Source organism: Sphingobacterium sp. N143, assembly GCF_030325625.1.
Taxonomy (GTDB): domain Bacteria; phylum Bacteroidota; class Bacteroidia; order Sphingobacteriales; family Sphingobacteriaceae; genus Sphingobacterium.
The window spans coordinates 87,126-108,329 of record NZ_JACAIS010000004.1; the positions used below are offsets into that span (position 1 = coordinate 87,126).

General features: G+C 40.5%; 17 protein-coding genes. 11 read left to right on the forward strand and 6 right to left on the reverse strand.

The window, feature by feature from the left end; translation table 11 throughout:
- The first annotated feature begins 157 nt into the window (after window positions 1-157).
- From HX021_RS09360 to HX021_RS09370, 3 genes are read left to right on the forward strand one after another with little or no spacing between them, the layout of a single operon-like run.
- Window positions 158-979, forward strand: coding sequence for a thymidylate synthase (locus HX021_RS09360; RefSeq protein WP_286589939.1), 822 nt, complete (start codon window positions 158-160; stop codon window positions 977-979).
- 54 nt (window positions 980-1,033) lie between these two features.
- A complete protein-coding gene (locus HX021_RS09365; protein ID WP_286589940.1) occupies window positions 1,034-1,531 on the forward strand; it encodes a dihydrofolate reductase in 498 nt (165 codons plus the stop codon).
- 41 nt (window positions 1,532-1,572) lie between these two features.
- Window positions 1,573-2,781: a serine hydrolase gene (locus tag HX021_RS09370; protein ID WP_286589941.1), complete on the forward strand. Its 1,209-nt coding sequence runs from the start codon at window positions 1,573-1,575 to the stop codon at window positions 2,779-2,781.
- 78 nt (window positions 2,782-2,859) lie between these two features.
- Here HX021_RS09370 and HX021_RS09375 read toward each other — a convergent pair whose 3' ends face one another.
- The gene (locus HX021_RS09375) at window positions 2,860-3,861 is read right to left on the reverse strand and encodes a D-alanine--D-alanine ligase family protein (protein WP_286589942.1); all 1,002 of its coding nucleotides are present in this window, start codon (window positions 3,859-3,861) and stop codon (window positions 2,860-2,862) included.
- 146 nt (window positions 3,862-4,007) lie between these two features.
- On the opposite strand from HX021_RS09375, the gene HX021_RS09380 reads away from it, so the two are divergent.
- The 6 genes from HX021_RS09380 (at window position 4,008) to HX021_RS09405 (ending at window position 10,484) form a co-directional block, all read left to right on the forward strand.
- Window positions 4,008-4,958: a PASTA domain-containing protein gene (locus HX021_RS09380; protein WP_286589943.1), complete on the forward strand. Its 951-nt coding sequence runs from the start codon at window positions 4,008-4,010 to the stop codon at window positions 4,956-4,958.
- Between the two features lie 13 nt (window positions 4,959-4,971).
- Window positions 4,972-6,012 (forward strand): endolytic transglycosylase MltG, encoded by a 1,041-nt coding sequence (gene mltG, locus HX021_RS09385; protein WP_286589944.1) that lies wholly within the window; start codon window positions 4,972-4,974, stop codon window positions 6,010-6,012.
- On the forward strand, window positions 6,012-6,419 hold the full coding sequence (locus HX021_RS09390) for an acyl-CoA thioesterase (RefSeq protein WP_286589945.1): 408 nt from the start codon (window positions 6,012-6,014) through the stop codon (window positions 6,417-6,419). The genes mltG and HX021_RS09390 overlap by 1 nt, the downstream gene beginning before the upstream one ends.
- A gap of 1 nt (window position 6,420) precedes the next feature.
- Window positions 6,421-7,389, forward strand: a complete 969-nt coding sequence (locus HX021_RS09395; protein ID WP_286589946.1) for a YihY/virulence factor BrkB family protein — start codon at window positions 6,421-6,423, stop codon at window positions 7,387-7,389.
- A 225-nt stretch (window positions 7,390-7,614) separates the two neighbouring features.
- Window positions 7,615-9,546: a 30S ribosomal protein S1 gene (gene rpsA, locus HX021_RS09400; protein WP_286589947.1), complete on the forward strand. Its 1,932-nt coding sequence runs from the start codon at window positions 7,615-7,617 to the stop codon at window positions 9,544-9,546.
- Between the two features lie 101 nt (window positions 9,547-9,647).
- Window positions 9,648-10,484, forward strand: a complete 837-nt coding sequence (locus tag HX021_RS09405) for a sulfurtransferase (protein ID WP_286589948.1) — start codon at window positions 9,648-9,650, stop codon at window positions 10,482-10,484.
- Here the strand turns inward: HX021_RS09405 and HX021_RS09410 are convergent, their stop codons facing one another.
- The 4 genes from HX021_RS09410 to gyrB form a co-directional block, all read right to left on the reverse strand.
- On the reverse strand, window positions 10,485-12,386 hold the full coding sequence (locus HX021_RS09410) for a RecQ family ATP-dependent DNA helicase (RefSeq protein WP_286589949.1): 1,902 nt from the start codon (window positions 12,384-12,386) through the stop codon (window positions 10,485-10,487).
- Window positions 12,383-14,473: a ComEC/Rec2 family competence protein gene (locus HX021_RS09415; protein ID WP_286589951.1), complete on the reverse strand. Its 2,091-nt coding sequence runs from the start codon at window positions 14,471-14,473 to the stop codon at window positions 12,383-12,385. Before HX021_RS09415 ends, HX021_RS09410 begins: the two co-directional genes overlap by 4 nt.
- Complete coding sequence (locus tag HX021_RS09420; RefSeq protein ID WP_286589952.1) at window positions 14,470-16,506, reverse strand: ComEA family DNA-binding protein; 2,037 nt, start codon at window positions 16,504-16,506, stop codon at window positions 14,470-14,472. The genes HX021_RS09415 and HX021_RS09420 overlap by 4 nt, the downstream gene beginning before the upstream one ends.
- Before the next feature lie 155 nt (window positions 16,507-16,661).
- Window positions 16,662-18,620, reverse strand: a complete 1,959-nt coding sequence (gene gyrB, locus HX021_RS09425; protein ID WP_286589953.1) for a DNA topoisomerase (ATP-hydrolyzing) subunit B — start codon at window positions 18,618-18,620, stop codon at window positions 16,662-16,664.
- Between the two features lie 190 nt (window positions 18,621-18,810).
- On the opposite strand from gyrB, the gene HX021_RS09430 reads away from it, so the two are divergent.
- Window positions 18,811-19,422 carry an OmpH/Skp family outer membrane protein gene (locus HX021_RS09430; RefSeq protein ID WP_286589954.1) on the forward strand — a complete coding sequence of 204 codons (612 nt, stop codon included), beginning with the start codon at window positions 18,811-18,813 and terminating at the stop codon, window positions 19,420-19,422.
- A gap of 167 nt (window positions 19,423-19,589) precedes the next feature.
- On the forward strand, window positions 19,590-20,495 hold the full coding sequence (locus tag HX021_RS09435) for a CorA family divalent cation transporter (protein ID WP_286589955.1): 906 nt from the start codon (window positions 19,590-19,592) through the stop codon (window positions 20,493-20,495).
- Here HX021_RS09435 and tsaB read toward each other — a convergent pair.
- On the reverse strand, window positions 20,490-21,197 hold the full coding sequence (tsaB, locus tag HX021_RS09440) for a tRNA (adenosine(37)-N6)-threonylcarbamoyltransferase complex dimerization subunit type 1 TsaB (RefSeq protein ID WP_286589956.1): 708 nt from the start codon (window positions 21,195-21,197) through the stop codon (window positions 20,490-20,492). The genes HX021_RS09435 and tsaB overlap by 6 nt on opposite strands.
- Window positions 21,198-21,204: the final 7 nt, after the last annotated feature.

Genomic DNA, 21,204 nt, shown 5'->3' on the forward strand with positions numbered 1-21,204 from the left:
TGGCGTTATCGGCAGATTTCAATACAGCAGAAAGCAAGCGTACGCGATAATGCAGCAGGATAACACATCCTATTGCGGAAGAGCATATGCATTAAGAAGTAACAGACCGAGCGTATAAAATGCAGTGGAAATAAAGGCTTATCAACAACAATTACATATGAAACAATATTTAGATTTACTCAGACATGTATATACGACTGGTGTTGTAAAGACGGACCGTACTGGGACAGGTACCAAAAGTGTCTTTGGATATCAGATGCGTTTCAATCTGCAAGAAGGATTTCCTTTGGTAACGACCAAAAAATTACATCTCCGGTCGATCATTCATGAATTGATCTGGTTTCTCAAAGGAGAGACCAATATCCACTATTTAAAAGAGAATGGGGTAAGTATCTGGGATGAGTGGGCTGATGAAGAGGGTAACCTCGGCCCCGTGTACGGTTCACAGTGGCGCTCCTGGCCTACTCCTGATGGCCGGCATATTGACCAAATAACACAGGTCATCAATCAATTGAAAAATTCGCCAGATTCCCGTCGTATCATTGTATCGGCCTGGAATGTCGCTGAAATCGAACAGATGGCTTTGCCACCATGCCACGCTTTTTTTCAGTTCTATGTAGCACCCGCCCAGCCTGAAAAGGGAATTTTAAAACCGCAGCTTTCTTGTCAGCTCTATCAACGTAGTGCAGACATATTTTTAGGTGTCCCATTCAATATTGCTTCTTATGCGCTATTGACAATGATGGTTGCACAGGTATGTGATATGGAGGCTGCAGAATTTGTCCATACACTGGGCGATGCACACATCTATAGCAACCATTTCGAGCAAACCGAATTACAATTGAGCCGCGCCCCAAAGCCACTCCCGCTCATGAAAATAAATCCTGATATCAAAAATATCTTTGATTTTAAATTTGAGGACTTTGAATTATTGAATTATGAGTCACATCCACATATCAAGGCTCCCGTCGCCGTGTAAAAAAACGGTAAACGGAGTCATAAGGATAAGGATGATGACGAACACATGAATAAAATGAGTAATCCAACAATCACATTAATTGTAGCAGCCGCAGAAAACAATGCCATTGGCATCAATAATCAAATGCCCTGGCATTTGCCCAATGATTTTAAATATTTCAAGAAAAATACCCTGGCACATTCTGTGCTCATGGGCAGAAAAACATATGACGCTATTGGCAAAGCGCTGCCTGACCGGAGAAATATTGTCATCACCCGTAATGCTGATTTTCAGGCTGAAGAGGTTGATGTAGCCAATAGTATTCAAGAAGCGCTATTATATTGCCGCGATGAGCATGAAATATTTATTATTGGGGGAGCGAATATATACCAGCAAGCATTGCCATTGGCCAATAAAGTATTGCTCACACGTGTGCACACCACAATCAAAGGTGATGCTTTCTTCCCTGAGCTATCTCCTGAAGAATGGAAGTTAACCGCTGCTGATCCTCATCAATCTGATGAGAGGCATGCTTTTGACTATACTTTCGAAGTCTATCATCGCCAACAATAACAGCAATGTTGAAATATTTGGTTTTTGTTTTCATTGCGTCCATGTCAAAAGTCCTTGCACAAACAGTAGATACGGTATATCTGGAAAAATTATTGCAAAGCCGTCCTGATTTATTCCAGCAGGTATTAAATCACCCGACCAAGCATGAAATTCAGATTCTTTATACGCAAATCGACCGGGATAAAGACAATATTCCTCATTTTAAATCTTTCGGTTACCGACTTAATCCAAATTGGTATTTTTATCCTGCCAGCACGGTAAAGCTTCCGACAGCGATTTTGGCACTGGAAAAAATCAATGATCTACAGATTGCTGGGCTGACAAGGGATACACCATTACGCATTGATTCTGCCTTTGAAAAGCAGACCAAGGTATCCATAGACACCTCTGCAGCAAATGGACTTCCTTCCATAGCTCAATATGTCAAGAAAATTTTGCTGACCAGTGACAATGATGCCCAAAATAGGTTATTTGAATTTATTGGACGGGCGGAGCTTAATGCCAAACTCAAAAAATATGGTGTTAAACACAGTAGAATTGTCAATAGACTTGCCATAGGTGACAAAGGCATATGGGCCAAACATACCAATCCCATTACCTTCTATGTGGGAGATCGTATTATTTACAGCCAAAAAGCACAATTCGACTCCAAAGAGTATCCTATCCAACTGGAAAACACAGTCCAAGGGAAGGGGTATATGAACGATAATGAGGAGATCGTAAATGAACCCTGGAGCTTCGAAGGCTTAAATGCATACGCACTGGAAGACCAGCAGCTGATCCTCAAAAAACTGCTCTTTCCTGAAGCTTTCAAGCCGAAGGATCGGTTTAACCTCCATGTCGATGATTATTCCTTGCTTTATGATTATATGTCCCGTTATCCTTTTGAGTCTGATTTCCCAAAATATGATACCACGGAATTCTGGCCAACTTATAGCAAGTTGCTTTTCTATGGAAGAGATAAAAAGGCGGCTTTAAATCCCAATATCCGGATATTCAATAAATATGGAGATTCATATGGTTACAATATTGACAATGCTTATATCGTTGATTTTGAACATGGTGTAGAATTTCTTCTCGCCGTCGTGGTTCAATCTAATGAAAATGGCATCTACAATGATGGTATTTATGAATATGAGACTGTCACTTATCCTTTTTTAAAGAATATGGGACAATTGATCTATCAGGAGGAATTAAAAAGGACAAAAAAGCTCAAACCTGATCTATCAAAATTTGATTTCAACAAATAAATTTAAAAAGGCTTGCAACATTTTTGCAAGCCTTTTTAAATTTATTTATGTTCTTTCCTTTGCTGATCGTAGTGCTCATCAGGTTAAAGCACACTCAATCAGCTCAGCATAAAAGTCGCCTTCTTTCATGCCCAGGGCTCTTACCTGTTGGGGGATAAAACTTTGGGGGGTCTGCCCCGGAATGGTATTGATCTCAATAAAGTAGAATTTATCGGTATTATTTTCCAGGAAAAAGTCTACGCGTACCATACCTTTGCAGTTCAGGCGAACATAGATTTCTTTCAGGATTCGGGCCGCACGTTCTTGCTGTTCAATAGTGAGGTCGGCAGGGGTGATTTCTTCGGTTAAGCCCGGAATATATTTGGCTTCGAAATCAAAGAACTCCCGTGTGGTGCGCACCTCTGTTGCCGGCAAGACAATGAGATCGCCTTTTGCATTTCGAAAAATCCCTTCCGAGAATTCTCTTCCGGTCACAAACTCCTCCACGATGACTTGTTTTCCTGTATTTTCAGCATCAAAAGCTTTGTCAATAGCTTCTTGCAGCTGTATGGATTCCTTGACCTTGGTCATCCCGATACTGCTACCTCCAGCATTGGGTTTCACAAAATATGGAAGGGAAAGTTTGCTTTGTACGATATCAATGGCTTCAGACCGCTGCGATTCAAATAAAAGCACGGATTTGGCCAGGTATAATTCTGGAATATCTGCTAAAATTGCCTTGGTATAGCCTTTATTCATCGTGAGCGCTGAAGTCAGGGCATCGCATGAAGTATAGGGTATCCCCAACAAATCGAAGTAGCTCTGCAGGCGGCCATCTTCTCCGGGTACACCGTGTACCATGATAAATGCCAGATCAAATGTGATTACTTGGGCTGCTAAGGGCAGGGTGAAATTTTCTCTTAGGATAGGATATCGCTGACCGGCTTCATCTTCATAATACCAGGCTTCCTTTGTTACAGTAATCAAATACACGTCATACTTGCTGTGATCAAGCTGAGAATTGACAAAGGCTGCACTTTTAAAAGAAACTTCGGCCTCTCCTGTGTAACCTCCAGTTATTAATGCTATTTTTGCTTTCATAAATTTTAGCGATTCGAATAGCAAATATAATTTGCTATACACGGAAAAACGAATAATTTTGTGAGGAATAATTTTATTTAATCATTCTGCGAAATTGGCTTCAATATTGCGGTTCTATGCAGAATTAATTTTTATCAAACACAGAAATGTCCAAAGTCATTCAATATCTTCAGACACCCACATTCAGAAAAAATCTTATTGCCGCTTTGATTGCGATAGTTTGTGTATTTCTTGCCGTATATGTCGGTCTGAAAATATATACAAAACATGATGAGTCCATTGCTGTTCCGAAAATAAAGGGACTTCATATCAATGCAGCCATCCAAGAACTCGAAAATGCGGGACTGGAATATCAAATTGATTCAGTATATCAGATGGATGCCAAACCGGGATTAGTGATCGAACAGGATCCTGAACAGGGGTTTCATGTTAAATCTGGCCGAACAATCTATTTAACAATCATCACACAGGTGGCACCAGAGGTCGCCTTCCCATTGATCAAAGAGAAGACGCTTATTGAGGCCACGGCTATTTTACGAAACCATAACCTTAGAATAGGTGATACATCTTATGTCGCCGATATTGCTCGTGATATTGTTTTAGATGCCCAATTTGCGGGACAATCTATCCGGAATGGACGTATGATCCCGAAAGGTTCCCGTATTGATCTTGTCCTGGGGAATGGGCTTGGGGCGAACGAGGTTGAAATTCCAAATTTGATCGGGCTCCCATTGAATGAAGCAAAATTTGCCTTAATTGGTGCTGGTCTTGGCTTGGGCACCGTGACCTATGACCCCAATGTTATTGATACAGCCACTGCTGTCATCAGTGTTCAATCGCCGGGAATAGAAAAAGGACTGACAAGCCTGGGAGCTAAAATTGATGTTACCCTGTCGCTGACGGCCCCAGCACCAACCACCGGTACAACGGGTACCTCAACTGCCCCTAAACAACAGGTCCCACAGACGCAAAGCAACCCACCTGTGACAAAATCCGTTGCTCCTGCGAAAACGAACACTCCAGCAGCAAAGTCGACAAACACGACTCCTGCAACGGTACAGAAGAAGGAAAATAAAAGCAATAGTCTAGGCTTCTAATGCATAAGATATCATGGAAAAGAAAAGAAGAATACCAAGCTGGTTAAAAATTGTTGTACTGATCATCTTGATCATTGGAGGTTATTTTGCATGGATATTTTATAAGGCTTTTTTTGCTTCCAACGTATCGGGGGAAGTAAAATACCTTTACATACACGAAGGAGCAAAGTATGAAGATGTCCTTCAATCTATTCGGGATTCCAATCTTTTGGATGATATCGCTTCATTTGAACGGGCTGCCCAATATCAAAAATATGAGCAAAGTGTCAAACCGGGCCGCTATTTATTGACTCCGGGAATGAATAACCGACGATTGATCGGTAATTTAAGGGGCGGCTATCAGGAGCCGGTTAAATTCAGGTTTGCCAACGTACGCTTAAAAGAAAATATGGCGGCCCTGTTAGGGAAGAATTTTGAAGCTGACTCCGCACAGTTTATGGCGGTCTTAAATGACGAAGCAACCGCACAGAAATTTGGTTTTACGAAAGAGAATCTGATTTCTATTTTTATTCCGAATACCTATGAAATCTACTGGAATACAAGTCCTGAAAAAATAATTGCCCGTTTTGACGATGAATGGAATAAATTTTGGAATCCGGATCGTATCGCTAAAGCTAAGGCCCTCAACTTGACCCAACAACAGGTCAGCTCGCTGGCTTCCATCGTCAAAGGCGAAGCCTTACATCAGGATGAGATGCCTATGATTGCAGGATTATATCTAAATCGTCTAAAAAAAGGTATGTTGCTACAGGCGGATCCTACCGTGATCTTTGCAAACAATGATTTTACGATCAGAAGGGTATTGAATAAACATTTAAGAACTGACAACCCCTACAACACTTACATTTATAGAGGATTACCTCCAGGCCCGATATCGATTCCGAGCATCGCAGCTATTGATGCTGTCCTGAACTTCAAACAGCACGATTATATTTACATGTGCGCAAAAGATGATTTTTCGGGTTACCATAATTTCGCTAAAACCGAAACAGAACATTTAATCAATGCGCGTAAATTCCAACAAGCTTTGGATGCTAGAAATATCAAGAAATAATGTTTGTATTTGACCATCAGATTCGTGTTCGCTACGCTGAAACAGACCAAATGGGCTATGTCTATTATGGAAACTATGCGGCATTTTATGAAATAGCGCGAACTGAAATGCTACGAAGCACGGGAATATCGTATAAAGAACTGGAAGAAATGGGTGTTATGCTTCCTGTGACAGAGATGAAGATCAGGTATTTCAAACCAGGAAAATACGACGATCTGATCACGATCCGGGTAACCATCCGCAAGAAACCTGCGGTACGCATCGTTTTTGAATACGAGCTGTTCAACGAAAGTGGCGAGTTGCTCAATCAGGGGGAAACCACATTGGTTTTTGTGCACATGGAAAAGAACAGACCTTGTATGCCGCCTCAGGTCTTCTTGGACAAGATGAGTAAATATTTTAATTGATATGGGGAAAATCCACCAATGGCTATTAAATTTTGAACCTTATTTTAGATTAATCGAATGGAGCAAACGGATCGTATTACCTGGATTTGGATCACTCCCTCTTTATACTGTTGCGGTATTTTTTTTTCAGGAACTTTCCAGAGACTCTATTGTAAGTAAAGCTTCATCCTTGTCGTATAGCTTCTTATTGGCGATATTTCCAGGTATTATCTTTTTATTCACCTTGATACCTTACATTCCGATCAACAATTTTCAGGAACAGTTATTGGACTTTCTGGCTGTTGTCATTCCGAAAAATGCATTCCTTGTGGTTGAAACAACACTTGAAGATATTATCAAAAATCAAAATGGCGGCTTACTTTCTTTTGGTTTTCTGTTTGCGGCATATTTTGCCACAAATGGTATGGCATCATTGATGAATGCCTTCAATAAGGCCTCGTTAATGACCGAAAAAAGACCCTGGATAAGAAAACGGCTGGTTGCCCTGGCCCTGGCCTGCCTGATCATCTTTGCCCTTACCGTAGGGATGACCATCTTTACGATAGCAGGCATTACCATCGATTACTTAAAAGAAACAACAGGCATAAAATCGGGTATGTGGGCGACATTATTGAAGTTAGCACGTTGGATCATTATTTTTGCGATCTATTTTTTCACGGTAAGCTGTATCTACAAATTTGGTCCATCAACCTCAAATAAATGGAAACTATTTAGCCCAGGTGCGTCAATGGCGACAATTTTAGCTATTTTGACCTTCTCTATATTCACATTTTATATTAATCATTTTGGTGCTTACAATAAACTCTACGGGTCCATAGGAACTTTGATCGTGATTATGATCTGGATTTATTTAAACACGCTTATACTGCTTTTAGGTTATGAGCTCAATGCGGCAATCGCATTATCGAAACAAACCATTGTTATCGCCAAGCCCCGTATTTTCAATTCCTTCAAGAAGGACAATGAGTAGGTAATCCTTCGATTATCCGCATTTGCTGGCCAGGTAATGCGGATGTTAGCAAACAGCCGAAATGGCTCCGTGGGATATACTCAGGAGTTTTCAATAAAAAAGGGATGGCAAGAGCCGGGATAACTGAAAGTCCTTCAATAAAATAAGAAAAATAAAATTTTGCATTAAAAGTTTTTTTGTACCTTTGCAACTCCTACAACGTAGGAAAAAGGAGAAAATTAATTAATGGCAAAAAAACAAGAAGCAGAAAAAGAATTAGCAGCGAAAAACGCAGAGCTACAAGGTGCTGACACTAAAGTAGTGAAAGACACTGAAAAAATTGAATCAGAAGCTGATTCAAACTTAATCGACGAAATCAAATCAAACACTTGGATCACACCAGAAGGTGAATTTGACTGGGATGCAAACGACAAAGGTTTCGGAAATTATAGCGATGCTGAACGCGCTAAACTTGAAGCACAATACGCAGATACTTTCAACCAAGTTAATCAAGGTGAAATTATCGAAGGTACTGTAGTTTCTATCAACAACAAAGACGTTGTCTTGAATGTTGGTTTCAAATCTGACGGTTTAGTTTCTTTATCCGAATTCCGTGACTTACCAGAATTAAAAATTGGTGACAAAGTTGACGTATTCGTAGAATCTCAAGAAGATGCTAACGGTCAATTAGTACTTTCTCGTAAACGTGCTAAAACTCAAAAATCTTGGGAAGCTATCAATGAGGCATTGGAAAATGATGCGATCATTACAGGTTTCGTTAAGAGCCGTACTAAAGGTGGTCTTATCGTTGACATCAAAGGTGTTGAAGCATTCTTACCTGGATCTCAAATCGATATCAAACCTATCCGTGACTACGATGTATACGTTGGTAAAACCATGGAATTCAAAGTGGTTAAAATCAACCATGAATTCAAAAACGTTGTAGTATCACACAAAGTATTAATTGAAAACGACTTAGAAAACCAAAAATCTGAGATCGTTGCTAAATTAGAAAAAGGTCAAGTATTAGAAGGAACTGTTAAAAATATCACTGACTTCGGTGTATTCATCGACTTAGGTGGTGTTGACGGTTTGTTGCATATCACTGATATTTCTTGGGGCCGTATCGAGCATCCAAAAGAAGTTTTATCGCTTGATCAAACAATCAACGTTGTTGTATTAGATTTTGATGATGAGAAAAAACGTATTGCTTTAGGTTTGAAACAATTATCTGAGCACCCTTGGGAATCTTTAGATACAGCATTAGAAGTTGGTTCTAAAGTGAAAGGTAAAATCGTAACAGTTGCTGATTACGGTGCTTTCTTAGAAATCATCCCAGGTGTTGAAGGTTTGATCCACGTTTCTGAAATGTCTTGGTCACAAAACTTACGTTCTCCACAAGAGTTCTTAAAAGTTGGTGATGAGATCGAAGCGCAGATCTTAACTTTAGATCGTGACGAGCGTAAAATGAGCTTAGGTATCAAACAATTGACTCCAGATCCTTGGAAAAACATCACTGAGCGTTACCCAGTAGGTTCTAAACAATCAGCTGTTGTTAAAAACATGACTAACTTCGGTGTGTTTGTTGAACTAGAAGAAGGTATCGATGGTTTGATCCACATCTCGGATTTATCCTGGTCTAAAAAAATCAACCACCCTAACGAATTCACTAAAGTTGGTGAAACATTAGACGTTGTTGTATTGGAATTAGATGAAGAAAACCGTAAGTTATCTTTAGGTCACAAACAATTGGAAGAAAATCCATGGGATACTTTCGAAACAATCTTCACTGAAGGTTCTATCCACGAAGGTACGGTGATCAAAGTTGGTGACAAAGGTGATATCGTTGCTTTACAATACGGTGTTGAAGGTTTCTGTCCTTCTAAACACTCTGTTAAAGAAGACGGTTCTTCATTGAAAGTTGATGAGGTTACTTCATTCAAAATCATCGAGTTCAACAAAGAGAACAAACGTTTGGTAATTTCTCACTCTCGTATCTGGGAAGAAGAGAAAGAAGAAGCTCGCAAAGAAGAGTCTAACAACCGTAAAAAAGACGCTAAAGCTGAGTCTTCAGCTGTGAAAAAAGTAAAAGATTCTGTTGAAAAATCTACTTTAGGCGATCTAGACGTGTTAGCTCAATTGAAAGAGCAAATGGAAAATGATAAAAATGCTAAGTAATTAGCGCTTTCAATCCATAAAAAGAGGCTGTCCTTTGGGACAGCCTCTTTGTTTTTATAGGGATGCTTCGTAATTTTGTATCCATAATAAGAACAATTGTTATGTCATTCAAATCAGCCCTAATTAGCCCTTCCGAGCTTCAGGAGACATTGCAAGTAGCCGATGTGATCCTTCTTGATTGCAGCATTGACAAAGTCGGTCAATCCCTACAGGAAACCAAACTGGAGTTACTTCCCAACTCTTTATTTTTTGACATTGAGGGAAAGTTTTCAGATCATACATCCAAACTGCCCCATACCTTGGTATCACAACAGGTATTTGAACATGAGATTCAAGCACTAGGCATTGATCAAGACAGTGTCGTTGTTCTGTACGATCGATGGGGGGTTTATTCGAGCCCAAGAGCGTGGTGGGTGTTCAAGGTAATGGGCTTCAATCAGGTCTTTATCTTAAATGGCGGGGTGCCTGCATGGAAAAAAAACAATTATCAGGTCGTAGATACCTATAAAACGAATCACAAAATTGGCAATGCCAAGGCCCAATTCCAACAGGACCGTTATGCCGATAAAGAATATATCCTTACACATTATCGAAACCCTAAAGTAAATATCTTTGATGCACGAAGCAAGGGCCGTTTTAGTGGTCTGGTCCCTGAGCCAAGAAAGGGCCTTAATGGGGGCCATATCCCACATTCTAAAAACTTACCTTTTGAGGAACTCTTGGACGGAATCGTCTATAAACCTGTTGATGAATTGAAACAGCAGTTTGATCATTTCAAATCCACTGGAGATGAATATGTTTTTTCCTGTGGATCAGGTGTAACCGCTTCCATCCTTGCCTTTGCCTGCTATCTTAGTGGTTATGAAAATATCCGTGTATATGATGGCTCATGGTCCGAATGGGGCCGGGAAGAACTTAATCTTCCTATTGAAAAATAATCAGAATAAGGTATTCCAGGAATAGCGGTTTTCTTCAAGACGGATTTTTTCAGCATCCAACAGGTCACGGATAATCTCTATTCTCTTTTTCTCCGTTCCGATAGTCAGGCTCTCCACTAGATCATGAAGATTCATGGGGCCAGACAGCAATTTCGCTTTGATTTCCTCTTTAATTTTTGTCCGTTGATTATCCTTGTGATTGCGGATCAGACATAAATCACAGACCTGACAGAATCCAGCATTCTTTTCTCCAAAATAGAGTAATAAAGACTGACTACGACAGTTCGCTTTTTCAATATAATGGATCATCCCTTTGACTTCAGCTTCTTTTACCTGATGCCGGTCACGGATAAAAATATGATCGATATGTAAATGCTTGTAATCTACGCGGTTCTGCAAAAATGTCAATTGTGGTGCATCTGTGGAAGGTAGATAGCTAGCGATTTCCAGCCCTTCAAGGGATTTTAATAATGCTACAATCTGCGCATACGGCAAGCCTAATTTATTTGCGAACTCATATTCATTGATCTGGATATAGTTCTCAAATACGCCGCCATAACTCCGCAGGATGGCCTTGATCAGCTTATCGTATTTCGCATATTGCACCTGTACCTTATACAGCTCCGTGCTATCTATTTCAAACTTAAAACGAGATGGTATTGTCACCGCTTCGGATAATGACAGCCAGCCATCATGCTCCAAAAATTTTAGGGCATTCATAACAGGAACTAACGGGAGCTGATACTTTTTGGCAAATGTGACCACGTCGAAATCTACTGTCAACCCTTCGCCTGCGCCATATGGAATCTGAAAATGATTGCACAGATAGTGATAAGTCTGCTGAATAAAGGGGATATCTGGAAAACTGGCCTGCAAGGTTTCAAGAAGTTTTTTCTCATCATTTTTTTGATAGAGGATTACGGGGTATGCTTTTTTGCCGTCCCTACCTGCCCGACCAGCTTCTTGATAATAGGCTTCCAATGAGTCGGGCAGATCCAGATGGATCACAAAGCGGACATCAGCTTTATCGATCCCCATCCCAAAAGCATTGGTAGCCACAATCACGCGAATGGTATTGTTCATCCATGCGCCTTGCTTTTGATCCCGCTCCGGACCAGTCAGGCCCGCATGATAATAATCAGCAGCAATTCCGTTATTGATCAGAATACGGGCTACTTCCTGCGTCTCTCTCCTATTGCGGACGTAAACAATACCTGAACCACCCAGCTTATGAATAATACGAACCATTCTTCCCATCTTATCTTCTTCTTCTATCGCCATATAGGCAAGGTTATCCCGAAGAAAACTCTTGACAAATACATTTTTCTGGGCAAAATTTAATTTTTCCTGAATATCCTCAATAACACGTTCGGTCGCTGTTGCAGTAAGTGCCAAAAATGGCACCTTGGGATGCAATTCCTTTAGTCTGGCTAATTCTAAATATGGGGGTCTGAAGTCGTAGCCCCATTGTGAAATACAATGTGCCTCGTCGATGGCAAACAGATTGACGTTCATAAAGCGGATCCGCTCCCTAACCATATCATTGTAGAGTCGTTCGGGCGATAAATACAGAAACTTAATCTGCCCGTACACGCAATTGTCCAAGGTGATGTCCACCTCTCTTTTTTTCATTCCGGCATAGATTGCCACTGCCTGGATGCCATTTTTTTTTAAATGATCAACCTGGTCTTTCATTAATGCAATAAGGGGAGTTACGACAATGCAAATACCGTCTTTCATCAGTGCGGGCACTTGAAAGCAAATGGATTTGCCACCGCCGGTAGGCAGCAAGGCCAGTGTATCTTTACCAGCAATAACGGAATCAATGATCTCTTCCTGCAAAGGTCGAAATGACTCAAATCCCCAATATTGTCTTAAGATTGATCTGCTATCTAACGTCATAAATTTTCCTTATCCCAAACATACGCAAAATTATCTTTCATGATATAACTCTTTACGCGCAGACTGTCAAGAATGGCTTTCCCCTCTAAGGATTTCTTCAATGAATTTGAAGCATCAAGGATAATTAGTTTTGGAGATAGCTGTCTAACAATATTTGGCAAGTGCTGTATGGCATTTCTTCGCACAATTGCTAAATCAGCTCTTGGAAGTCGCTCTTGATTATGCTCCACTATCGCTATTTTACCAATTGGAAGCTCCAACAGGTAATTTCTATACCGCTCCTCATGGCTAAGTGGAATAAAATCAATATTGTTTTCATTGGCCAGCATCTGGATTTCCCGGCCACAGGCATATTGCAATGCTGGTTGGTGTAAAGAATCAAAAGTACTATAGATAATTCCCTGCCCACGCTTAAAATAACCGATGGTCAGTTCATTTTTTGTATTATAAACACGAAATCGTTCGGTACGGTTGTTTATTATCTGTTGCTGTATATCAATGAGCAATATACCGATCAGGCAAAAAAATCCCAGGTAACTGAACTTTTTGTCTCCCCACCGATACGCATATAAAAAAGTAAGAATGGCCAGATAAGACAGCAGCAGTACGCCCACATCAACGATGGTGGCCTTTATTGTCGAAACAGCCAGGTGATCAATAAACTTCAGGCAATACAACATCAAGCCGATGAGATGCTCAAGGCAAATACCTAAAATCTGATTAAGCCAGCCGATAGGGCTCACAGTCATGATAAAGCCTAGATACATGACCAGTGTTGATGGTAAATCCACACACAAGTTGGCAAATAAAAAGTAGGTAGGAAACTGACCAAAATAATAGAGAGTCAAGGGTGTTGTCAAAACCTGTGCAGCCATCGCTATCGCCACTGTGTCTCTCAGAAATCGTAGCAACCGATTTTTTGCCAGGAAGAGCCGCTCGAAAATTGGGACAAACAAGACCATGCCCAGTACAGCAAGAAAAGAAAGCTGGAATCCCACATCTCCAAGTGCTCTGGGTGTGATGAGCAAGATAAAAAATGCAGCCGCGACCAGGCTGTTTAATATTGAGCTTTTCCGGTCAGCATGTTGGGCACAGAGTACAAAGCTTACCATTATTGCGGCACGGGCTATTGGCGGATCAAGTCCTGCAATAAATGCGTAAGCCCAGATCAGCACAAAGACGGGCGCATGGGAGAATCTGATCAGTTTAGGATGGTAGACGAGACGCTGAAAAATGAGCGATAAAAAACCAAAAAGTATCGCTACATGCATTCCCGAAACACTCAGTACGTGTATGGTACCTGTATTCGTAAATGCCCGCAGGTTTTCTGCACTAATATCGCTGCGGTAACCATACAAGATAGCTGCCGCAATGGCGAAATATTCCTCATTTTGAAGATATTTCCCCAGTTTGGTTAAAAAATAATGTCGCGATTGCATTGCCATCCCCATAAGGTCATAAAATTTACCGGAATAGCGCTTGATAATTGTATACTGGCTGGAGGGTATAAAAATTTGATGGTAAATATGTTCTCGCCCTAAATACTCTTTATAATTAAATTCCATGGGGTTAAACGGGGGCTTTAGAGCTGTGGCACGTCCCCGCAGCCATATTCTATCACCAAATCTCGGGATATGCTCAGTTCCAGATTTGAGAGAAACCATTATCCTTCCATGCACTGCGATAAAATTGCCGTCAACATAACCTCCTTTTACCACTGCTGAAAAACGGCTAATATCATTTTTTTTCTGCGGCTCTTCGATGATATCAAGCACATAGCTCTCCAATTTGAAATGGGAAAAATGGCCGGAAACAAAACGTGGATCCTGACGCCAAAATTGCCAGATTCCAAATAAAAGGATCAATAGATAATAGCCAATGGTGTAACAGGTCTTATACCGAGATCCCCGAAACCAAAAACAGCAGCTTACTATGACGACCGTTCCCCACAATAGAGCAGGCAGATACTGAAATACCACTGATGAAAATTCGAATGCTGGAGCCAGCAGGAGACTAAGAATATATACAGATGTAATTTTCAGGAGGGGAATTCGTTCAAGTTGTTGATATAGGTTCAATTTCATCATAGTTGCCATCTTAACTGTATCTTGATTTCGGATTTCCGATTGCCATTGATCTCATCAAGTCCTGAACCGATCATCGTCCGCCCTGGGTAATAATACACCCCGTACTTTGCCCATATATCCAGACCATTACTTATTCTATAACGCACATTCATGTAAGTCCGCCAGCCTTTCGTATGGTACATCCCAAAACCAGACGCATATAAAACATCATTTTCATATGCGTAGATCCTATTGTCATACGTGTCAGCCTGAAAATAGGCTATACGTGCATTTAATTGAATTTTCCCTGTTTTAAGCTTCCAGAAGACATCCTGATAGAACATGTACCCAAAACTATTTTCTTCATATTCTTTTTGGACCATGTTAAATTCGGCACGGGACCGGATGGTCCAGTTATAATTTAGCAGATATTGGAACTCTGTCCTTACCTGTTGTTTTCCGGTATTCACAAGACCTGTTTCGGTAGCTCCTAGCCCTTGGTAGTTGACCTGTTTTAATCGGTGCCGATAACGTAATGAGAGCTGTCCTTTCTTATACCAGATGTAGCTGAGCTGACTAAAAAAATCAGCACCGGCGGATGGCGTGTCTGCCTGATACTTGAGCCAAGGAAAGCGAAATAGGTCAACATAGTTTGACCAGACTAACTTTCTTGCCAATTGATAGGTAAGCCCTGCATATATCCCCTGCTCATTGGTTGTATTATTTGATTCACCGAATCCCTGACCATAGAAAGTATGGAAATCCTTTTTGTAATCGCGAAATAAGATAGCAGATGATAACCGAGGGTGCAGACTTATAATCGATCCAAGCAATAAAGCTGTTCCACCGTCCATACTGCTCGCATATTCTCCAAACAAGTGTGCATTTCGTACCGTATAATTGGTATACACGCTGATATTCTTCAATTCATCACCCTCAAAATCATACTGTTGCCGTCGATTCGTTCCTTTTAATTTTTGAACATTCAACCGTGATTGATTTATATTGACTCCTATTTTCAAACGATTACGACGCCACAGCAGATTCACCCCATAAGTCATCTGATGAGCTGCATTCCGATAGCGCTGCTCGGTGGGCGTCCGATGCAGTCCTGAATTTGCAATGGTCATTATGACTGGAGGCTCTATGAGTTTATTTACATTTCCATCGATGGACCGATATGAAAAATAGGGCGTAATTTCAAGCCGTTGTATGTGCAGCGTTCCTGCTAGTCCACGCATAAAGTTGGTTTCATTCAACGATGTATATTGTTTTACCCCCACCCCTTGCCTTGCTGCATTTTGTACAAGTCCACCCTTGCCAAAGCCCAAACCGTTCCATAAACTGAGTCCCTGCCCAAATTGCAATGCATAATCCCCAATGACAACATTTCTTAACTTTCCCAATCTTTTTATAGATAAGCTCATCCCATAAAAATCAAATCCCAGTTTTTGCTTTCGGTCGAAAAAAGGTTCGCCGGCATCTTTTTCCATATTAATTGCCAGGCGGGTTTTGTCTTTTAGATTTGCCCGATAACGCACCGCGAACCTGTTGGCATCACCCAAATACCTTGACCTTCCTGTATCTATTATTTGGTATCCTTTTGCTTTTTCCAGGACACGTCCATAACGCACCATCAGCTCTTGCTCTAGCCCGGCAAACTTCAGTCCTTTTAACGACGATTCTTCCCCTATGCTGACAAAAGGCAACAATAGGTTAACGATGCGTTCAGTGAAACCATCAATGGACTGTAATTCCAGTACATGTATAAAATTGCCTGAGACCTCCCGGTGCTCAATCAAACGCTGTAGCAGCAAAGGATCAATAAATTGCAATTCGGCTATTTCTGTTCCATCCGTCTTGTTCAGGTCAATCGGATGTTTTAGATAGTGGTACCATTTTTCACTCAGTTCACTTAAATCGATGTCTTCGGGGAGTTCTTCAGATAAGCTTTCGAACAAAGCTTCCAAGTTGATTTTTTCATTTGTCTGCGCCATACAAGTCATTCCGATAAGATAACCCATAAAGAGCAAGATCTTGCTGCAATATTTCATAATAGGTCTGAATTAATAATCGGCTAACTGTTGGGCAAAGTAGCTCATTATCTTGGCAGAAGAGCTTCTTTCATATGAATTTATAAAATAAAATAGAATAAAAAAAGCCTGATGAACAGATCATCAGGCTTTTTTTATTCTATTTTATTATTCGATTAAATATCAATTTTTGCATAGCGTGCATTTCGTTCAATAAATTCACGACGAGGAGCGACTTCATCTCCCATCAGCATGGAGAATATGCGGTCACATTCTGCGGCGTTTTCAATCGTTACCTGTCTCAGGGTCCGGGTTTCAGGATTCATCGTGGTATCCCATAACTGCTCGGCATTCATCTCCCCAAGACCTTTATAGCGCTGTACGTGCACACTATCTTCTTTACCTGTCCCTTTCAGACGTTGAATAGCATTGATACGTTGGTCTTCATTCCATGCATACTCGTGCTCTTTACCTTTCTTCACAAGGTATAAAGGAGGTGTCGCGATATAAACATAACCTCGCTCGATCAATTCTTTCATATATCTGAAATAGAATGTCAGAATCAATGTAGTAATGTGAGAACCATCCACATCCGCATCGGTCATGATGATAATACGGTGATAACGCAATTTCTCCAGGTTCAATGCTTTGGCATCTTCTGCGGTACCCACACTCACACCTAATGCAGTAAACATATTTTTGATCTCTTCATTTTCATAGATCTTATGTTCCATTGCTTTTTCAACGTTCAAAATCTTACCTCGTAAAGGCATGATTGCTTGGTGTTTGCGATCACGTCCGGATTTTGCCGTACCGCCCGCTGAATCTCCCTCGACAAAATAGATTTCACATTTTGTAGGGTCATTATCTTGGCAATCTGCCAGTTTTCCAGGAAGGCCTGAGCCTCCCATGACGGTTTTACGTTGAACAAGGTCACGGGCTTTACGAGCAGCAGCGCGGGCTTGAGCAGCAATCACCACTTTCTGAACGATTGCTTTCGCTTCACGTGGATTTTCTTCCAGATAAACACCTAAAATCTCTCCAACAGCCACATCCACGGCACCCATGACTTCAGAGTTACCCAATTTAGTTTTTGTCTGCCCCTCAAATTGAGGTTCCGCAACTTTCACTGAGATGACAGCAGTCAATCCTTCCCGAAAGTCATCACCTGTGATTTCTACCTTTAGGTTTTTGAGCAATCCTGATTTATCCGCATATGCTTTCAACGTACGGGTCAACCCTCTACGGAAACCAGCTACATGCGAACCACCTTCGATGGTGTTGATATTATTCACATAGGAATGGACATTCTCCGAATAGGTATCATTATACTGCAAAGCTAATTCCACCGGAATTCCTTGTTTAATGCCTTCTACATAAATCGGTTCGGGAATCAAAGCCTGACGGGTACCATCCAAAAATTTGACAAACTCTTTCAGACCACCTTCTGAATAGAACGTTTCCTTCTTTTCGGAACCATCCTCATTTGTTTCACGCTCATCTTCTAAGGTCAGACTCACACCTTTATTTAAAAATGCAAGTTCACGAAGCCGGTTGGCTAACGTATCATAATTATAGACTATAGTCTGTGTAAAGATCGTTGGATCCGGATGAAATGTTACAATTGTACCGGTCTTGTCCGATACCCCTACTTCTTTCACATCATATAACGGTTTACCAATCTGGTATTCCTGTTGGAAGATCTTGCCTTCACGGTGTACCTCGGCTTTCAATAATGTAGATAAAGCATTTACACAGGAGACCCCCACACCATGCAGACCACCGGAAACTTTATAGGTGTCTTTATCAAACTTACCGCCGGCATGTAGCACTGTCATTACAAGCTCCAACGCCGATTTATTCTCTTTTTTGTTGATTCCTGTCGGGATACCACGACCGTTGTCCCGTACCGAAATCGAATTATCTTTATGGATAGTAACAAAGATATCTGTACAATACCCTGCTACAGCTTCATCTATTGAATTATCTACAACCTCATATACCAAGTGATGTAATCCTTTTACACCGGTATCACCAATATACATGGATGGACGCTTACGGACCGCCTCTAAACCCTCTAATACCTGAATATTATCGGCCGAGTAAGTGGATGCATTTTTCTTTTCTTCGCTCATTGAAAAACTCTTAAATGTAATATTCAAAAATACGAAATTTTGCCCGATTTATCAAGTCTATCGTGAAGTATTAAACGGATAATCTGACACCATCAAACGGCTAAAAATTTTAATTTTTATTGCTAAAAATTAGAATTTCGATTTTTTTATGTTAGGTTTGTTTCAGTAAAAATTTGCAAATAACAAAAAAATGAGCACAATATTTTCAATTGTATCTAAAGTTTCCTTTGGTCTTCTGCTGGCTGGAACTATTGTATCCTGCAACCAGGGTGCGAAAACACAAAATGAACCTGCTAAAAATGATGCTAGCTCAGTGAGCAAAGACAGCCAAGGCAGCAGCAAGGACATTGTCTACTTAAATTCAGATTCCCTTTCGGAAAAATATCAATATTTTAAGGACATCAAAGCAAAACTTGAAAGCAAGGTCAAGAAAGCACAGGCTGACCTTCAATCCAAAAGTACTGCTTTTCAACGGGAGGTGGCCGATTACCAAAAAAATGCGGCAACGATGTCTGCTGATGACAGACAGGCTACGGAACAGAAATTGGCACGCAAACAAGATGAATTGGCCCGTTTAGATCAAACCGCTTCTTCTTCCCTTGCTAAAGATGAATCTGATGAATTCAACAATGTCTATAACAAGATCACTGAATTCTTGAAAAAACATGCCTCAGAAAATGGTTACAAACTCGTATTAACGTATTCGAAATCAAATCCTACGGTATTATATGCAGACCCCTCATTAGAAATCACCAATGAAGTGATCAAACAATTAAATGAGGAGTATAAGCAAAAAAAATAAAAACAATTATCCTGTTTAAAAGGTCCATCAATTGTCTTGATGGACCTTTTTTATTCAATCTCATCCAGCATACCCCAGTTATCCTTGCGCCTATCTAACAAATACATTTATCTGGTATTGGCAACAAACAAAATTGTTTCTATCTTGTCCTTGTTAAAACATCATGTATGATCAAAACCATTGTTGAAAAAGAAATCGCAAGCTACGAGTGGATTGACATCTTTGAACCCACCGCAGAGGATTTTGCATTCATCAAAGAAAAATACAATTTAAATGAGGCCTCCATCAAGGACTCCAAAGAACCTGAACATCTCCCCAAGATCGAGGAGTTTGAAAACTATACTTTTATCATTCTCCGGGTGATGTCCGATAATTTCAGAGAGAATTCTGACAGTATCGGGGAAGTGACCGATCGTTTAACCATATTTTACGGAAATGATTTTGTCATCACTGTACATAAACACCGTATCGAGTTTCTGGAAAAGCTTAAAAATATTGAGTTCACATCCATCAAAACAAAAAATAGCCGTAAATTGGCGGTGTTCATCACCACAGCGGCGGTATTCACGTTCAGCAAAACACTGGAACAACTTTCGGCCCGGATAGATACCTATGAAGAATTGATTTTTCTGAAACGTATGAAGCAGCAGCCTGTATTGAAAAACCTGTACTTCATTAAACGACAGATAGACGTCGCCAGGAAAGTTATTTTTCTTTATAAAGAAGTCATCGAGCACTTTCATTCATCATCCAAAAAGGATGTATATACACGTGATTTAAAGGACCTCCAATTACGCACATCAACATTATATGAAAACTTATCTGAGAATATTTCACAATTACTGAATGTATTTTTCAATATATCCTCCAATCATACCAACGAGATTATGCGTATTCTGACTATTTTTTCGGTGTTCTTCATGCCTATTACTTTTGTGGCAGGGATCTATGGGATGAATTTTGAGAATATGCCTGAACTGGAATGGTACTATGGCTACCCTATCGCGATCGGGATTATGGTCGCCATATCCTTAGCTATTTACCTTTGGTTCAAAAGAAAGGGCTGGTTATAGCACTACCTTTTTCTTTGCTGCTGTTACCACAAAGTCTTTCAGATAAAATGGTTCAAAATAGGCTATATCTTCAAATTCATTCTTGTTGAATTTTGCAAAAGCTAAGGTGGATAAGAAAGACGCCGAACCTTTAAATCCCGTCACAACCTGTATACGGTCTTTTGATTTGAACAATTCATCAAATTTGTCTGCCCCGGAACCAAAAAGAAAAATACGTTCACAGGTGGTAAGTAACGCATCATAATGGTGAACATCTATAATCTCTGCTGCAGTGGGACTTAGCAGTTCACTCCTATGATTGTATACCGCCGAGTATACTTCCATCCTGCGCGCGTCCAGCATGGGAATATAGGCTTCATCTTCTTTTAATCCATGTTGTGTGCTATAACCCCAGAATAATGACTCCAATGTATTGATGGCAATCAAAGGAATATCCAAGCCATAGCAAAGCCCTTTTGCTGTCGACACGCCAATACGCAGCCCAGTATATGAACCTGGCCCCATACTGACCGCCACAGCAGCAAGTTCTTTGATGGAGCGTCCTGTGTCTTTCAGGATCTGTTCTATCAAAACGGTCAATTTAGAAGCGTGTACATTAGCTTCGTCTAGGTCTATAACAGACAATGTACGGCCATTTTCGCTCAAAGCAACCGAACATACTGTCGTTGAAGTATCAATTTGTAAAATTAAACTGTTCATCATTTACATC

What these genes read in the sequence shown, in the direction of transcription:
- HX021_RS09420 (WP_286589952.1), bottom strand. Translation starts at nt 16,506, where the DNA reads ATGAAATATTGCAGCAAGATCTTGCTCTTTATGGGTTATCTTATCGGA.
- HX021_RS09405 (WP_286589948.1), top strand. Translation starts at nt 9,648, where the DNA reads ATGTCATTCAAATCAGCCCTAATTAGCCCTTCCGAGCTTCAGGAGACA.
- HX021_RS09435 (WP_286589955.1), top strand. Translation starts at nt 19,590, where the DNA reads ATGATCAAAACCATTGTTGAAAAAGAAATCGCAAGCTACGAGTGGATT.
- tsaB (WP_286589956.1), bottom strand. Translation starts at nt 21,197, where the DNA reads ATGATGAACAGTTTAATTTTACAAATTGATACTTCAACGACAGTATGT.
- HX021_RS09360 (WP_286589939.1), top strand. Translation starts at nt 158, where the DNA reads ATGAAACAATATTTAGATTTACTCAGACATGTATATACGACTGGTGTT.
- HX021_RS09365 (WP_286589940.1), top strand. Translation starts at nt 1,034, where the DNA reads ATGAGTAATCCAACAATCACATTAATTGTAGCAGCCGCAGAAAACAAT.
- rpsA (WP_286589947.1), top strand. Translation starts at nt 7,615, where the DNA reads ATGGCAAAAAAACAAGAAGCAGAAAAAGAATTAGCAGCGAAAAACGCA.
- gyrB (WP_286589953.1), bottom strand. Translation starts at nt 18,620, where the DNA reads ATGAGCGAAGAAAAGAAAAATGCATCCACTTACTCGGCCGATAATATT.
- HX021_RS09375 (WP_286589942.1), bottom strand. Translation starts at nt 3,861, where the DNA reads ATGAAAGCAAAAATAGCATTAATAACTGGAGGTTACACAGGAGAGGCC.
- HX021_RS09415 (WP_286589951.1), bottom strand. Translation starts at nt 14,473, where the DNA reads ATGATGAAATTGAACCTATATCAACAACTTGAACGAATTCCCCTCCTG.
- HX021_RS09370 (WP_286589941.1), top strand. Translation starts at nt 1,573, where the DNA reads ATGTCAAAAGTCCTTGCACAAACAGTAGATACGGTATATCTGGAAAAA.
- HX021_RS09430 (WP_286589954.1), top strand. Translation starts at nt 18,811, where the DNA reads ATGAGCACAATATTTTCAATTGTATCTAAAGTTTCCTTTGGTCTTCTG.
- mltG (WP_286589944.1), top strand. Translation starts at nt 4,972, where the DNA reads ATGGAAAAGAAAAGAAGAATACCAAGCTGGTTAAAAATTGTTGTACTG.
- HX021_RS09380 (WP_286589943.1), top strand. Translation starts at nt 4,008, where the DNA reads ATGTCCAAAGTCATTCAATATCTTCAGACACCCACATTCAGAAAAAAT.
- HX021_RS09410 (WP_286589949.1), bottom strand. Translation starts at nt 12,386, where the DNA reads ATGACGTTAGATAGCAGATCAATCTTAAGACAATATTGGGGATTTGAG.
- HX021_RS09395 (WP_286589946.1), top strand. Translation starts at nt 6,421, where the DNA reads ATGGGGAAAATCCACCAATGGCTATTAAATTTTGAACCTTATTTTAGA.
- HX021_RS09390 (WP_286589945.1), top strand. Translation starts at nt 6,012, where the DNA reads ATGTTTGTATTTGACCATCAGATTCGTGTTCGCTACGCTGAAACAGAC.